This window comes from Caballeronia sp. GAWG2-1 (genome assembly GCF_023631405.1).
Taxonomy (GTDB): domain Bacteria; phylum Pseudomonadota; class Gammaproteobacteria; order Burkholderiales; family Burkholderiaceae; genus Caballeronia.
Genome location: NZ_JALQDD010000002.1, coordinates 204,936 through 217,488, shown reverse-complemented (window position 1 = coordinate 217,488; position 12,553 = coordinate 204,936). Strand labels below are relative to the sequence as shown.

The 12,553-nt window shown below is 61.1% G+C and carries 14 protein-coding genes and 1 tRNA gene; 9 read left to right on the top strand and 6 right to left on the bottom strand.

Annotation, left to right across the window (positions count from 1 at the left end):
- Window positions 1-8 precede the first annotated feature (8 nt).
- From ispE to hisC, 6 genes are all read left to right on the top strand, one after another.
- On the top strand, window positions 9-890 hold the full coding sequence (gene ispE / locus NCR98_RS01440) for a 4-(cytidine 5'-diphospho)-2-C-methyl-D-erythritol kinase (protein ID WP_250525340.1): 882 nt from the start codon (window positions 9-11) through the stop codon (window positions 888-890).
- Window positions 891-943: 53 nt separating this feature from the next.
- A tRNA-Gln gene (locus NCR98_RS01435) sits at window positions 944-1,020 on the top strand.
- Between the two features lie 50 nt (window positions 1,021-1,070).
- Complete coding sequence (locus tag NCR98_RS01430) at window positions 1,071-2,024, top strand: ribose-phosphate pyrophosphokinase (RefSeq protein ID WP_244826911.1); 954 nt, start codon at window positions 1,071-1,073, stop codon at window positions 2,022-2,024.
- Window positions 2,025-2,176: 152 nt separating this feature from the next.
- Complete coding sequence (locus NCR98_RS01425) at window positions 2,177-2,794, top strand: 50S ribosomal protein L25/general stress protein Ctc (RefSeq protein ID WP_244826910.1); 618 nt, start codon at window positions 2,177-2,179, stop codon at window positions 2,792-2,794.
- 148 nt (window positions 2,795-2,942) lie between these two features.
- Window positions 2,943-3,545, top strand: a complete 603-nt coding sequence (pth, locus tag NCR98_RS01420) for an aminoacyl-tRNA hydrolase (protein WP_250525339.1) — start codon at window positions 2,943-2,945, stop codon at window positions 3,543-3,545.
- A gap of 18 nt (window positions 3,546-3,563) precedes the next feature.
- A complete protein-coding gene (gene hisC, locus NCR98_RS01415; RefSeq protein WP_250525338.1) occupies window positions 3,564-4,634 on the top strand; it encodes a histidinol-phosphate transaminase in 1,071 nt (356 codons plus the stop codon).
- Between the two features lie 17 nt (window positions 4,635-4,651).
- Here the strand turns inward: hisC and NCR98_RS01410 are convergent, their stop codons facing one another.
- The 3 genes from NCR98_RS01410 to rsmD all read right to left on the bottom strand — a co-directional run bounded on the left by NCR98_RS01410 (window position 4,652) and on the right by rsmD (window position 6,247).
- Window positions 4,652-4,909, bottom strand: coding sequence for a YfhL family 4Fe-4S dicluster ferredoxin (locus tag NCR98_RS01410; RefSeq protein WP_244826907.1), 258 nt, complete (start codon window positions 4,907-4,909; stop codon window positions 4,652-4,654).
- A gap of 80 nt (window positions 4,910-4,989) precedes the next feature.
- On the bottom strand, window positions 4,990-5,496 hold the full coding sequence (gene coaD, locus NCR98_RS01405) for a pantetheine-phosphate adenylyltransferase (protein ID WP_244826906.1): 507 nt from the start codon (window positions 5,494-5,496) through the stop codon (window positions 4,990-4,992).
- A gap of 103 nt (window positions 5,497-5,599) precedes the next feature.
- Entirely contained in the window at window positions 5,600-6,247 is a 648-nt protein-coding gene (rsmD, locus tag NCR98_RS01400) for a 16S rRNA (guanine(966)-N(2))-methyltransferase RsmD (RefSeq protein ID WP_250462844.1), read from the bottom strand.
- A 244-nt stretch (window positions 6,248-6,491) separates the two neighbouring features.
- Between rsmD and ftsY the strand changes: the two genes are divergently transcribed.
- Together ftsY and NCR98_RS01390 are read left to right on the top strand one after the other, a co-directional pair.
- Entirely contained in the window at window positions 6,492-7,781 is a 1,290-nt protein-coding gene (gene ftsY, locus NCR98_RS01395) for a signal recognition particle-docking protein FtsY (protein ID WP_250525337.1), read from the top strand.
- A 97-nt stretch (window positions 7,782-7,878) separates the two neighbouring features.
- Window positions 7,879-9,246: a Fic family protein gene (locus tag NCR98_RS01390; RefSeq protein WP_250525336.1), complete on the top strand. Its 1,368-nt coding sequence runs from the start codon at window positions 7,879-7,881 to the stop codon at window positions 9,244-9,246.
- A gap of 31 nt (window positions 9,247-9,277) precedes the next feature.
- Here the strand turns inward: NCR98_RS01390 and NCR98_RS01385 are convergent, their stop codons facing one another.
- Genes NCR98_RS01385 through NCR98_RS01375 form a run of 3 tightly spaced genes read right to left on the bottom strand, consistent with a single transcriptional unit; the run spans window position 9,278 to window position 11,259 of the window.
- Window positions 9,278-9,910 (bottom strand): LysE/ArgO family amino acid transporter, encoded by a 633-nt coding sequence (locus NCR98_RS01385; protein ID WP_250462836.1) that lies wholly within the window; start codon window positions 9,908-9,910, stop codon window positions 9,278-9,280.
- Complete coding sequence (gene maiA / locus NCR98_RS01380; RefSeq protein ID WP_250491734.1) at window positions 9,907-10,551, bottom strand: maleylacetoacetate isomerase; 645 nt, start codon at window positions 10,549-10,551, stop codon at window positions 9,907-9,909. Before maiA ends, NCR98_RS01385 begins: the two co-directional genes overlap by 4 nt.
- Window positions 10,552-10,560: 9 nt before the next feature.
- Window positions 10,561-11,259 (bottom strand): fumarylacetoacetate hydrolase family protein, encoded by a 699-nt coding sequence (locus tag NCR98_RS01375; protein ID WP_250462832.1) that lies wholly within the window; start codon window positions 11,257-11,259, stop codon window positions 10,561-10,563.
- A 297-nt stretch (window positions 11,260-11,556) separates the two neighbouring features.
- On the opposite strand from NCR98_RS01375, the gene ybiB reads away from it, so the two are divergent.
- Window positions 11,557-12,534, top strand: coding sequence for a DNA-binding protein YbiB (gene ybiB, locus NCR98_RS01370; RefSeq protein WP_244826899.1), 978 nt, complete (start codon window positions 11,557-11,559; stop codon window positions 12,532-12,534).
- The last annotated feature ends 19 nt before the right edge of the window (window positions 12,535-12,553 follow it).

Here is a 12,553-nt window from a genome sequence, read left to right as displayed (position 1 = left end):
CATCAGAAATGTCATCGACTCACGACTCGCTTCGCAACTGCCTCGCGCCCGCGAAGCTGAACCTCTTTTTGCACATCACGGGCCGTCGTCCGGATGGCTATCACTCGCTGCAGACTGTCTTCCAGTTGCTCGACTGGGGCGACATGCTGCACTTCAAGCGACGCGATGACGGCATCGTTACGCGCAAGACGCTCGTGCCGGGCGTACCCGAAGCGGACGATCTCGTCGTGCGCGCGGCGCGCCTGCTGCAGAAGCACACCGGCAGTCGTTTTGGCGTCGAGATCGAGATCGACAAGCATCTGCCGATGGGCGCGGGGCTTGGTGGAGGAAGTTCCGACGCGGCAACGACTCTTTTAGCGTTGAATCGTCTCTGGGGTGTTGATCTTTCGCGTGAAATTCTGCAGAATATCGCCCTGCAACTCGGCGCGGACGTGCCGTTTTTTGTCTCCGGGCAAAATGCTTTTGCAGAAGGTGTTGGCGAAGCGCTGCAGGCAGTCGTTCTGCCCAAGCGTTTTTTCCTGGTAGTTACTCCTTCAGTGCACGTCCCGACCGCGGCGATTTTTTCGGAAAAGGCCTTGACAAGGGATACGAAGGTCGCCACAATGACGGACTTTCTTGCAGCGCAAAAGTCAGACACTAACTGGCCATACAGCTTCGGTCGAAATGACATGCAGGCTGTAGTCGCAAGAAAGTACGCGGAAGTTGCACAGGTGCTCGAGTGGTTTTCCAATCTCGCACCCGCGCGAATGACCGGATCTGGAGCAAGCGTGTTCGCCGCTTTCCCGAGCCGAGCCGAAGCAGAGATGGCGCAAGCCAAACTCCCGGCAAGCTGGAAGAGCGTGGTGACAAGCAGTCTGGAACGTCATCCTCTCTTTGCTTTCGCGTCATAGGTTTCGTTTTGCCGGGTATGTCCTACACTTCCCGGCGAGACTCAAAGTTGTGTAGGGGAGTCGCCAAGTTGGTCAAGGCACCGGATTTTGATTCCGGCATGCGAGGGTTCGAGTCCTTCCTCCCCTGCCATTCCTTTTCTCGCGTTTTTCCTCTCGCCTCCAGCCGCAGACAGGTGCACGATGAGCAGTGACGGCCTGATGGTATTTACTGGCAACGCAAATCCCGCGCTTGCACAGGAAGTCGTCAAGATCCTTGGAATTCCTCTCGGCAAAGCGATGGTCAGCCGTTTCTCCGACGGCGAAATCATGGTCGAGATTCAGGAAAACGTTCGAGGTAAAGACGTATTCGTTCTGCAGTCCACCTGCGCACCGACGAACGACACCCTGATGGAACTCATGATCATGGTCGATGCGCTCAAGCGCGCATCAGCAGGCCGGATCACCGCAGCCATCCCCTACTTCGGCTATGCACGTCAGGACCGCCGTCCGCGTTCCGCGCGAGTGGCCATCTCGGCGAAGGTCGTCGCGAACATGCTGGAAATTGCCGGCGTCGATCGCGTGATCACCATGGACCTTCACGCCGACCAGATTCAAGGTTTCTTCGACATCCCCGTCGACAACATTTACGCCACGCCCGTTTTGCTCGGCGATCTGCGTAAGCAAAATCACGATCATCTGCTGGTTGTATCGCCGGACGTCGGCGGCGTGGTGCGCGCACGTGCACTCGCCAAGCAGTTGAACACGGATCTCGCGATCATCGACAAGCGTCGTCCGAAAGCGAATGTCGCCGAAGTGATGAACGTGATCGGCGAAGTGGAAGGCCGTACCTGCGTCATCATGGACGACATGGTCGACACCGCCGGCACGCTCTGCAAGGCAGCGCAAGTGCTGAAAGATCGCGGCGCGACGCAGGTTTTCGCTTATGCCACGCATCCGGTGTTGTCGGGTGGCGCGGCGGAGCGTATTGCGGCGTCGCAATTGGACGAACTCGTGGTGACGGACACCATTCCGTTGTCGGCGGAGTCGCTCGCGTGCCCGAAGATTCGTCCGCTGTCGAGCGCGGGTCTGCTCGCCGAGACGTTCTCCCGAATCCGGCGCGGCGACTCGGTCATGTCGCTTTTCGCGGAAGGTTGAGCAAGAATTAGCAAGGAACGCGGAGCACGAGCTTCGCGTTTTTGCATGATCGGCAGGAACGAACGAAGGTTCTTGCCGTTGTTGTGGGATCAGCGCATTTTCGTTGATCCCGATTTTCACTGCCTGGTCGCGGGCAGATATAGGAGTTTCAAATGAAAGTCGTCGCTTTCGAGCGTAGCAAGCAAGGTACGGGTGCGAGCCGCCGCCTGCGCAATTCGGGCAAGACCCCGGCTATTGTGTACGGTGCGGACAAGGACGTTCAACTGGTCGAACTGGACCACAACGCCCTGTGGCACGCGCTGAAGAAGGAAGTGTTCCATTCGTCGATTTTGGAACTGGAAGTCGCTGGCGGTTCGCAACAAGTTCTGCTGCGCGACGTGCAATATCACCCGTTCAAGCAACTGGTGCTGCACGTGGATTTCCAGCGTGTCGACGCGAACAAGAAGCTGCACACCAAGGTGCCGCTGCACTTCATGAATCAAGAGACCAACCCGGCCGTGAAGCTCGCGGGCGCGGTGATCTCGCACGTCGTGACGGAACTGGAAGTGGAATGCCTGCCGGCAGACCTGCCCGAGTTCCTGGAAATCGATCTGGCGACCATCGAAGCCGGCCAGACGATGCACGCAAAGGACATCCCGCTGCCGAAGGGCGTGAGCCTGACGATCGCGATCGAAGCGGAAAACCCGGTGGTTGCATCGGCTACCATTCCGGCTGCTGTCGTGTCGGATTCGACGGACGAAGCCACGGGTGAAACGCCGGCTGCTGAGTAAAACGCATCAGCTAGCGAAGTATCGCTATCCTCTCGATCCGTTCGCAAGGACGGTCGACGTGACCCGCCGGCGCGCAAGCCTAGGCGGGTTTTTTTTCGCATCAACATTAAACGATACGAGCAGGCTTCTTAGCCTGCGATGATTCGACATGATCAAGCTGATCGTTGGCCTGGGAAATCCGGGCGCCGAATACACCGCGACGCGCCATAACGCGGGCTTCTGGCTAGTCGACCAATTGGCGCGCAACGCCGGCGCGAGTCTGCGCGACGAGCGCCGCTTTCACGGTCACTATGGCCGCGGACGTCTGAACGGGCATGAAATCCATTTGCTGGAACCGCAGACGTTCATGAACCGCTCGGGACAATCGGTGGTTGCGGTCGCGCAGTTCTTCAAGATTCTTCCCGATGAGATTCTCGTCGCACACGACGAACTCGATCTTCCGCCCGGCACCGTCAAGATGAAGCTCGGCGGCGGCAGCGGAGGCCACAACGGGCTCAAGGATATTTCCGCGCATCTGTCGTCGCAGCAATATTGGCGGCTGCGCATTGGCATCGGGCATCCGCGTGATCTGATTCCCGAAGGCGCGCGTGCGGGCGCGAAGCCGGACGTCGCCAATTTCGTACTGAAGCCGCCGCGCCGCGAAGAGCAGGACGTGATCGATCAGTCGATCGAGCGCGCGCTCGCCGTCATGCCCTTCGTCGTCGCGGGCGAAAACGAACGCGCGATGATGAACCTGCATCGCAATCCCTGACTTCCACTGGAGCAGACCGTGAGCCGTTTCTGGAGCGATATCGTCCATCGACTGACGCCTTATGTGCCGGGCGAACAGCCCGCGCTGGCACATCCCATCAAGCTCAACACCAACGAGAATCCGTATCCGCCGTCGCCGCGCGTGGTCGAGGCGATTACGCGCGAACTCGGCAAGGACGGCGTGTTGCTGCGCAAGTATCCCGATCCGACCGCGCGCGCGTTGCGTGAGGCGGTGGCGAAGCATCACGGTTTGCGCGTGGAGCAGGTGTTCGCGGGGAACGGTTCGGACGAAGTACTCGCGCACGCGTTTCAGGCGCTCTTGAAACACGACAGGCCGATTCGTTTTCCCGACATCACGTACAGCTTCTATCCGGTTTATGCCCAGTTGTACGGTGTGGAATACGAGGCGATCCCGCTGAACGCGGATTTCGGTATCGATACCGACGATTACCGCGCGCCAGGCGGCGGCGTGCTGTTGCCGAACCCGAATGCGCCGACGGGCCGCGCCCTGCCGCTCTCCGAAATCGAGGTGCTGCTGAAGGCGAATCCGGATGCGCCAGTCATCATCGACGAAGCGTACGTGGATTTCGGCGCGGAATCGGCCGTGAATCTGGTCGATGCTTATCCCAATCTGCTGGTTGTGCACACGACTTCGAAGGCGCGTTCGCTTGCGGGCATGCGCGTGGGTTTCGCATTCGGCGATGCAAGCCTGATCGAAGCGCTAACGCGCGTGAAGGACAGCTTCAACTCGTATCCGCTCGACCGGCTCGCGCAAGTAGCGGCGCTCGCTTCGTATGAAGACCGCGCGTGGTTCGAGGAGAGTTGCGGCAAAGTCGTCGCGAGTCGCGACAAGTTGACAGCGCAATTGAGCGCGCTGGGATTTGAAGTGGTGCCGTCGGCGGCGAATTTCGTCTTCGCGAAACACCCCGCGCACGACGCGCTCGCGCTCGCCACCGCGCTTCGAACGAAGGAAATCTTCGTGCGGCATTTCAAGCTGCCGCGCATCGACCAGCATTTGCGGATAACGGTCGGCACGCCAGACGAATGCGATGCGCTCGTCGCTGCATTGACCGAACTCGCCGGCGCGTAAGAACAGAAATAAGGCGGTTACTCGCCTTTCGTCGCCATCAACGCGCGGTATTTGTCCATCAACTGCTCCGGCGACTCGACGTGCGCCGGGTCGCGCGGAATGCATTCGACGGGGCACACCTGTTGACACTGCGGCTCATCGAAGTGGCCGACGCATTCCGTGCACTTGTTCGGATCGATCACGTAGATCTCCGTACCCATCGAAATGGCGTCGTTCGGGCACTCGGGCTCGCACACGTCGCAGTTGATGCACTCGTCGGTAATGATCAAAGACATGATGCTTCACTCTCTTGCGCCGGCGATGTTCCGGCATGGAGTCCGCGCATCGCGCGAGCGCTGATACGCGGACCCGGCGCTCAAGGCGCCGAAGGATCTTTCTGGGCGGCCACGCCGACCTTGTCAGTCAGCCGCTTCTCCACCGATGGAAACACGAACTTGCTCACATCGCCGCCAAGCTGGGCGATCTCGCGCACGATGGTGCCCGAAATGAACTGGTACTGGTCCGACGGCGTCATGAACATGGTTTCGACGTCGGGCAAAAGATAGCGATTCATGCCGGCCATCTGAAACTCGTACTCGAAATCCGATACGGCGCGCAGGCCCCTCACAATCACGCGCGCGTTGTTCTTGCGCACGAAATCTTTTAGTAGCCCGGTGAAACTGCTTACCTGGACGTTTGGATAATGCCCGAGCACGTCGTGGGCGATATCCAGCCGTTCCTGCAGCGAAAAAAACGGCTTTTTCGCGCGACTGTCGGCCACGCCGACTACCAGCGTATCGAAAATGCTCGATGCGCGCCGGACGATGTCTTCATGCCCGCGCGTCAGCGGGTCGAACGTTCCCGGGTACACGGCGACAACCATGAGCTTTCTCCTCTTTTATTTACCTTGGACCGCGTGACAGCGATGGCCCATTTTCCCCGCCCCCGTCCGAACGCGCCGGGCGCGTCAGATCGGGGAACGCGCATTATTCATCATTTTGGCGGCGCAGCAAATGATAGCGAACCATGCCCGCTTTCCCTTCGCGCGTGATTTCCCAGCCCGCCAGAGCGTCGATGCTCGACGGTTCCAGCGGATCGCCGCATTCGACATAGAGCGCGCCATCCGCGGCGACGAGCGGCGCGGCGATCTCAAGCGCGCGCAAGAGCAAAGCCTGATCGCCGAAAGGGGGATCGAGGAACACGACATCGAACGAGCCTGGCGCGAGACTGCGGGCGAGACGCAGCGCGTCGGCTTCGGCGATCTCGATGTTGCGCGCATCCAGCCGCGCCTGATTCGCTTTGAGTTGCGCGACCGCTCGGCCGCTACGCTCGACCATGAGCACGCGTGCCGCGCCGCGCGACGCGGCTTCGAAACCGAGCGCGCCGCTGCCGGCGAACAGGTCGAGACAGCGCTGGCCATCCAGGTCCTGGCCGAGCCAGTTGAAGAGCGTTTCGCGAACACGGTCAGGCGTGGGTCTCAGACCGTCGAGATCGAGGACGGGCAGCGGCGTGCGCTTCCAGTTTCCGCCGATGATGCGAATGGTGTGCGGCTTGCCGCTGCGCGATGACGCGCGGCTCGAAGAGGCCGAGGAACGGGCCGGAATATGCGGACGAGTGTCGGACGAACGGGACATAAAAGAGATTGAGTGAGACTGGCGCGCGGCCCGGCCGATGGGCGTTTTGACTGTTCCCGGCGACTGGCGCGGGCCGTGAGCGCCCACGTTACCACAGCGCGGCGTCGTGCCGGGAGGCGCACAGGCGCGTCGGGCCGCGCCTGATAAAATACGCGGCTTACACATCTCAGCGCGAGCCGCGCACACGCGAGCGCATCGGCGCGCAGACGCGAACCGGCAAGCACGCGCGCTCTCCTCACATACCATGTTCAGCTTCTTCAAACGATTCAAAAAGCCGGCTGACGAGCCGCTCGACACGCCGGAAGAGGACAACCTCGAAGCGGACGACGACGGTTCCTCGGTTGCATTAGAGGACGAGGCGTCGGGCGAGCATGTTCATGGTGAAGACGCGGCGGCCTCGAACACGCAAGCTATTCGCGGCGACGCGGCGGCGTCTGACGAACATGTTCATGGCGGCAACGCGAAGCCGCATCAGGCTGAAGCTGCAAACACATCATCACATCGAGCACCGGCGCCTTCGGCCGCAGAGCCTACGCAATACTGGCAAGGCCGCACCGAATCTCAATGGCTGCGCGCGCCCGAGACCGATCAGGCGAGCGAGGAAATCATGCCGCCGCCCGAGCCCGATCCGGCCGCGCGCAAGTCCTGGCTCGCGCGTCTGCGCAATGGGTTATCGAAGACGAGCACGAGCCTCACGGGAATCTTCGTCGGCGCGAAGATCGACGAAGATCTCTACGAGGAGCTCGAAACCGCGCTTCTGATGTCCGACGCGGGCGTCGATGCCACCGAATATCTGCTTGAATCCTTGCGCGAAAAAGTGCGCGCCGAGCGTTTGACGGACGCCACGCAAGTGAAGGCCGCACTGCGCGTGCTCTTGATCGACTTGCTGCGTCCGCTCGAAAAGTCGCTGATGCTTGGCCGCGCCCAACCGCTCGTGATGATGATCGCGGGTGTGAACGGCGTCGGCAAGACGACGAGCATCGGCAAGCTGGCGAAGCATCTGCAGCATTTCAATCAGTCGGTGCTGCTCGCCGCCGGGGACACGTTCCGCGCCGCCGCGCGCGAACAACTCACGGTCTGGGGCGAGCGCAACAACGTGATGGTGATCGCGCAGGAAAGCGGCGACGCGGCCGCCGTCATCTTCGACGCCGTGGGCGCTGCCCGCGCGCGCAAGATAGACGTGATGATGGCCGACACCGCCGGCCGCCTGCCGACGCAGTTGCATTTGATGGAAGAACTGCGCAAGGTGCGCCGCGTGATCGCCAAGGCGATGCCCGACGCGCCCCACGAAGTGCTGCTCGTGATCGATGCCAACACGGGACAGAACGCTCTCGCGCAAGTGAAGGCTTTCGACGACGCGCTCGGCTTGACGGGTCTTATCGTGACCAAGCTGGACGGCACGGCGAAAGGCGGCATTCTCGCGGCTATCGCGCGTCAGCGGCCGATTCCGGTGTATTTCATCGGCGTTGGAGAAAAGGTCGAGGATTTGCAGCCGTTCAGCGCGGAAGAGTTCGCGGACGCGTTGTTGGGGTGAGGTGTGGCGCTGATGAGATTCGATGAGATCGGCGTTAATCTTATCAATCTTATCAAGCCGATGATAAGATTAAGCTATTCTTATCATCGGCGCCGTTATGATCGACCAATCGCTTCTTCTAGCCATCGTCCAGTGCGTAGCGCAACGCATCGAGGCGGGTGATCCCGGTGTTTCTGCTGGCGTCATCGAGGCAAGCATCGGGCCATGGTCCAGACCGACAGTCAACCGCGCTCTGGCCCGGCTGGTCGCGCAAGGCTCACTGGAGCGACAAGGCGCGGGAAGGTCGACCATCTATCGAACGACCAATTCTTCGTCGTTGGTCGAGGTGCAAGAGGAATTCCGCGGGCCTGCCGGTACACGCTATCGTGCGTTGGATGACGAAGCGCGAAAACTGATTGCCGCGCTGTCGGCTCCGCTGGGAATGCGACAACCTGTCTCTTATCAACGCTCATTTGTCGATGCTTATCGGCCGAATTTCGGCGGTCTACTGCCCGCCGCTCTAGCCGAAGATCTGTATTCAAAAGGCAAGTCGCAGGATCAACAGCCTGCCGGAACATATGCGCGAAAAGTTTTGGAACAACTGCTCATCGACTTGTCATGGTCGTCATCGCGACTCGAAGGCAATCAGAAGACCCTGCTAGATACGCGAGAACTGTTCGAAAGGGGACGAACGGAAACCGATGACCGCGACGCGACCATGCTTTTGAATCACAAGGAAGCGATCGAATTCATGGTCGATGCGGTTCCCACCGAAGGCATGACGGTGCCTGTCGTTCGAAATTTGCAGAGTCTGCTCATGCGCGATCTTCTGCCGGATGCAGCCGATCTCGGTGCTATCCGAAGCAAGATCGTTAGCATTCATGGGTCGGTGTACATGCCGAGTCAGGTGCCGAAGCTGCTCGAAGAGATGCTTTCGCAAATCATCGATAAAGCGACTCGAATCCATAATCCTGTGGAAGCAGCGTTTTTCGTTTGGGTGAATCTCGCGTATCTGCAGCCTTTCGTCGACGGGAACAAGCGCACTAGTCGCCTGAGCGCAAATATGCCGCTCATGTTGTCGAATTGCGCACCCTTGTCCTTCCTCGACGTCGAGCAAAGCGATTACGCGCTGGCGATGATAGGCGTCTACGAGCGACTCGACGTCACTTTGGCAATCGATTTGTTCGAGTGGACCTACCGCCGCTCGATCGATAAATATCAGGTCATCGTCGAGTCCATGGGCGGCCCAGACCCGTTGAGAGCCCGCTATCGTGAGCAGCTTGGTGAAGCGATTCGACAGATCGTGCTTTTCGGTTCTACCTTGAATCAGGCAGTCGAAGGCGCAGGCTTATCCGAAACCGATATGGCCGCTTTCAACAGAATGCTCAGGACAGAACTCGAGCACCTCGAAGCGTTCAACTGTGCAAGATATCGTCTCTCGATGATCAAGACACAGGAATGGATAGACAAAGGACGCCGCTTCTAGCGTCGGCTTGCTTCATGGCGCGCTGGACTCTTCACCGCGCCACCACCAACGTCCCCGCAATCCACCACATCACGCAGCCGACGATCACATCCAGCACGCGCCACGACACGTCCTTCTCGAACCACGGTTTTAGCAACCGCGCGCCATACCCTAGCGCCGTGAACCAGACGACGGACGAACACATCGCGCCCGCCGCGAACCACGCGTTTCCCGGCCACGCATAGCGCGCCCCGATTCCGCCCAGCAGCACCACGGTATCCAAATAAACATGCGGATTCAGCAGCGACAACGCAAAAACCGTTGCCGCCGCGCCAGCCGCCGTCTGCGAATCGCGCTCCGAGGCATTCAAATGTCCCGGCCCGCGCCACGCCGCGAGAAACGCCCGCACGCCGTAGAGAAAGACGAAAGCCGCGCCCGCCCAGCGGATCACATCGAGTAGAACCGGCGCACGCTCGATCAACGCGCCCATTCCGCCAATGCCAAGCCCGATCAACATGACGTCGATAGCCGCGCAGATTGCCACGACGATCCCCACGTGCTGGCGTTTCAGCCCCTGCCGCAACACGAACGCGTTCTGCGCGCCGATCGCGACGATCAGACTCGCGCCCAAACCCGCGCCCGACAGATAACTCGACAGCGCACCCGCCGGAATCACCGCCGTCATTCGGCGTCCGGTTGCTGGCCAGGCGCGGCGCGCGCGAACGCGTCGATCTGGCCGGCGTGATCGGCAATGCGCGTGATCGTCGGATACGCATTCAGATCGATACCGAAGCGTCGCGCATTGAACACCTGCGGCACGATGCACAAATCGGCGACGGTCGGGGTATCGCCAAAAGTGAGCGCGCCGACGCGCTCGTCGCGCGCCAGCCGCTTCTCAAGCGATTCGAACCCCGCCTCCACCCAGTGCCGGTACCAGGCGTCCTTCACGTCATCAGGCGTCTTCACTTCGTGCTTGAGGTATTTGAGCACGCGCAGATTGTCGAGCGGATGAATCTCGCACGCGACCTGCAGCGCGACCGAACGCACGAACGCGCGATCCACCGGGCGCTCGGGCAGCAGCGGCGGCTGCGGATGCGTCTCCTCCAGATACTCGATGATCGCGAGCGACTGCGTGAGCACGTCAGCGCCATCGACGAGCGTCGGCACGATGCCGTCCGGATTGAGCGCGCGGTATTCGGGCTTCAGTTGCTGACCGCCTTCGCGCAGCAGATGAACGCCCTCGTACTCGTAGCCGAGCCCCTTCAGATTCAACGCGATACGCACCCGATACGCCGCCGAGCTGCGAAAGTAGCTATAGAGCTTCACGGGCGAGCCTCAAACCACGCGCACGGAGAAATCGCCGATACCTTCCACGCCACCCTTGAGCAGATCGCCCTTCACCACCGCGCCGACGCCTTCGGGCGTGCCGGTGAAAATGAGATCGCCAGGGAAGAGTTCGAAAAGCGTGGAAAGGTAAGCCACCGTCTCGCCGACCGACCAGATCAGCTGCGAGATGTCGGAGCGCTGCTTTTCCTCGCCGTTGACGGTTAGCCAGATCGCGCTTTTTTCCAGATGCCCGACTTTCGATACCGGATGAATCGGACCGATGGGCGCGGAGCGGTCGAAACCCTTCGCGGTATCCCACGGGCGACCCATTTTCTTTGCTTCGGCTTGCAAGTCGCGGCGCGTCATGTCGAGGCCGAGCGCGTAACCGTAGACGTAATCGAGCGCCTCGTCGGCGGGAATGTCCTTGCCCTGCTTGCCGATAGCGGCGACGAGTTCCATCTCGAAGTGCAGGTTTTTCGTCTGCGACGGATACGGAAACTCGCCCGTGGCTCCCGGCGCGACATACAGCACGGCATCGGCGGGCTTGCTGAAGAAGAACGGCGGTTCGCGGTCCGGATCGTGGCCCATTTCACGCGCGTGCGCTTCGTAATTGCGGCCGACGCAGTAAATGCGGCGCACCGGGAATTGCTCGCTCGAACCGTCGACTGGCACCGCCGCTGCGGGCGCCGGAGGAAACACGTAACTCATTCCGCTCTCCTTTTGCTGTTTTCTGGGTTGCCGCCTCGTTCGGTGCGAACACGCGGCGAGAGAGCGAGTGTAACGCGCGAGGCCGAATCGTGGCGGCGCTTGTCTGGCGGGCTTTCGCGGGCATTCGCGTGCTTTCGCCGAGCCGACAGCGGGCTTACCGGCGCGAACGGATTCGGCGTTGGCAACTTGCCAGCATCGCTTAAATGCGATACTGAAGGTCTATCCCGCTCCTTCGAACTCGCATGCCGCATCGCTCACGAACTTGAACATCGAGCCTGCGGCCCGCGCAAGCCGCCAATGACAGAGACAGAAACCCCCGCCAACCACTTTGCCTGCGCACGCTACATCAAGGAAATCGGCCGCGGGCCGAACGGCGCGCGCGCATTGTCTCGCGACGACACCTACGCGCTCTACGAAGCCATGCTCGACGGCCGCGTGTCCGATATCGAACTCGGCGCCGTGCTGCTCGCTTATCGCGTGAAGGGCGAGACATCAGCCGAACTCGCCGCGATGCTTGCCGCCGCGCATCGCTCGTTCGAGCCGTTGCACGTGCAGGAAGGCCGCGAGCATGCGCGGCCCGTGTCGATTCCAAGCTACAACGGCGCGCGCAAGCAGCCCAATCTCACGCCGCTCCTGTCGCTTTTGCTCGCGCGCGAAGGCGTGCCGGTGCTGGTGCATGGTGTCGTCGACGATCCCGGCCGCGTGACGAGCGCCGCGATTTTCGGCGAACTCGGCATTCCGCACGCAGCTTCCCGCGACGAAATCGAGGATAGTCTCGCGTCCCGCCGGCTCGCGTTCGCGCCGATCGCCTCGCTCGCGCCGAAGCTCGCGCGGCTTTTGAAACTGCGCCGCGTGATGGGCGTGCGCAATTCGACGCATACGCTCGTGAAGATTCTTCAGCCGTTCGCCGATCCGGGCTTGCGGCTCGTGAACTACACGCATCCGGAATATCGCGAAAGCCTGACCGGGCTTTTCACCGAGCATCCGGACGCCGCTGCCGGCGGTGCGCTGCTCGCGCGCGGCACCGAAGGCGAGGCGGTGGCAGACACGCGCCGGCAAGTCCAGGTCGACTGGTTCCACGACGGCCACGCGGAAACGCTGATTTCGCCCGAACATTCGCAACCGGATGCGCCGCCCATCGATTTGCCCGAGTCGCTCGATGCCGCGATCACCGCGCGCTGGATCGAAAGCGTGATGCGCGGCGACGTGCCCGTGCCGCCCGCCATCGCGCGTCAGGTGGAAGTCATCGCCGGGATCGTTCGAAAGCCGGTCTGAGTGCGCCGGATTCGGCTTG

Bases quoted from the DNA above. Each gene is read 5' to 3' on its own strand.
- NCR98_RS01385 (WP_250462836.1), bottom strand. From the start codon at position 9,910: ATGACGGCGGTGATTCCGGCGGGTGCGCTGTCGAGTTATCTGTCGGGC.
- NCR98_RS01410 (WP_244826907.1), bottom strand. From the start codon at position 4,909: ATGTCTTTGATCATTACCGACGAGTGCATCAACTGCGACGTGTGCGAG.
- NCR98_RS01430 (WP_244826911.1), top strand. From the start codon at position 1,071: ATGAGCAGTGACGGCCTGATGGTATTTACTGGCAACGCAAATCCCGCG.
- ispE (WP_250525340.1), top strand. From the start codon at position 9: ATGTCATCGACTCACGACTCGCTTCGCAACTGCCTCGCGCCCGCGAAG.
- ftsY (WP_250525337.1), top strand. From the start codon at position 6,492: ATGTTCAGCTTCTTCAAACGATTCAAAAAGCCGGCTGACGAGCCGCTC.
- rsmD (WP_250462844.1), bottom strand. From the start codon at position 6,247: ATGTCCCGTTCGTCCGACACTCGTCCGCATATTCCGGCCCGTTCCTCG.
- pth (WP_250525339.1), top strand. From the start codon at position 2,943: ATGATCAAGCTGATCGTTGGCCTGGGAAATCCGGGCGCCGAATACACC.
- NCR98_RS01375 (WP_250462832.1), bottom strand. From the start codon at position 11,259: ATGAGTTACGTGTTTCCTCCGGCGCCCGCAGCGGCGGTGCCAGTCGAC.
- ybiB (WP_244826899.1), top strand. From the start codon at position 11,557: ATGACAGAGACAGAAACCCCCGCCAACCACTTTGCCTGCGCACGCTAC.
- NCR98_RS01425 (WP_244826910.1), top strand. From the start codon at position 2,177: ATGAAAGTCGTCGCTTTCGAGCGTAGCAAGCAAGGTACGGGTGCGAGC.
- NCR98_RS01390 (WP_250525336.1), top strand. From the start codon at position 7,879: ATGATCGACCAATCGCTTCTTCTAGCCATCGTCCAGTGCGTAGCGCAA.
- coaD (WP_244826906.1), bottom strand. From the start codon at position 5,496: ATGGTTGTCGCCGTGTACCCGGGAACGTTCGACCCGCTGACGCGCGGG.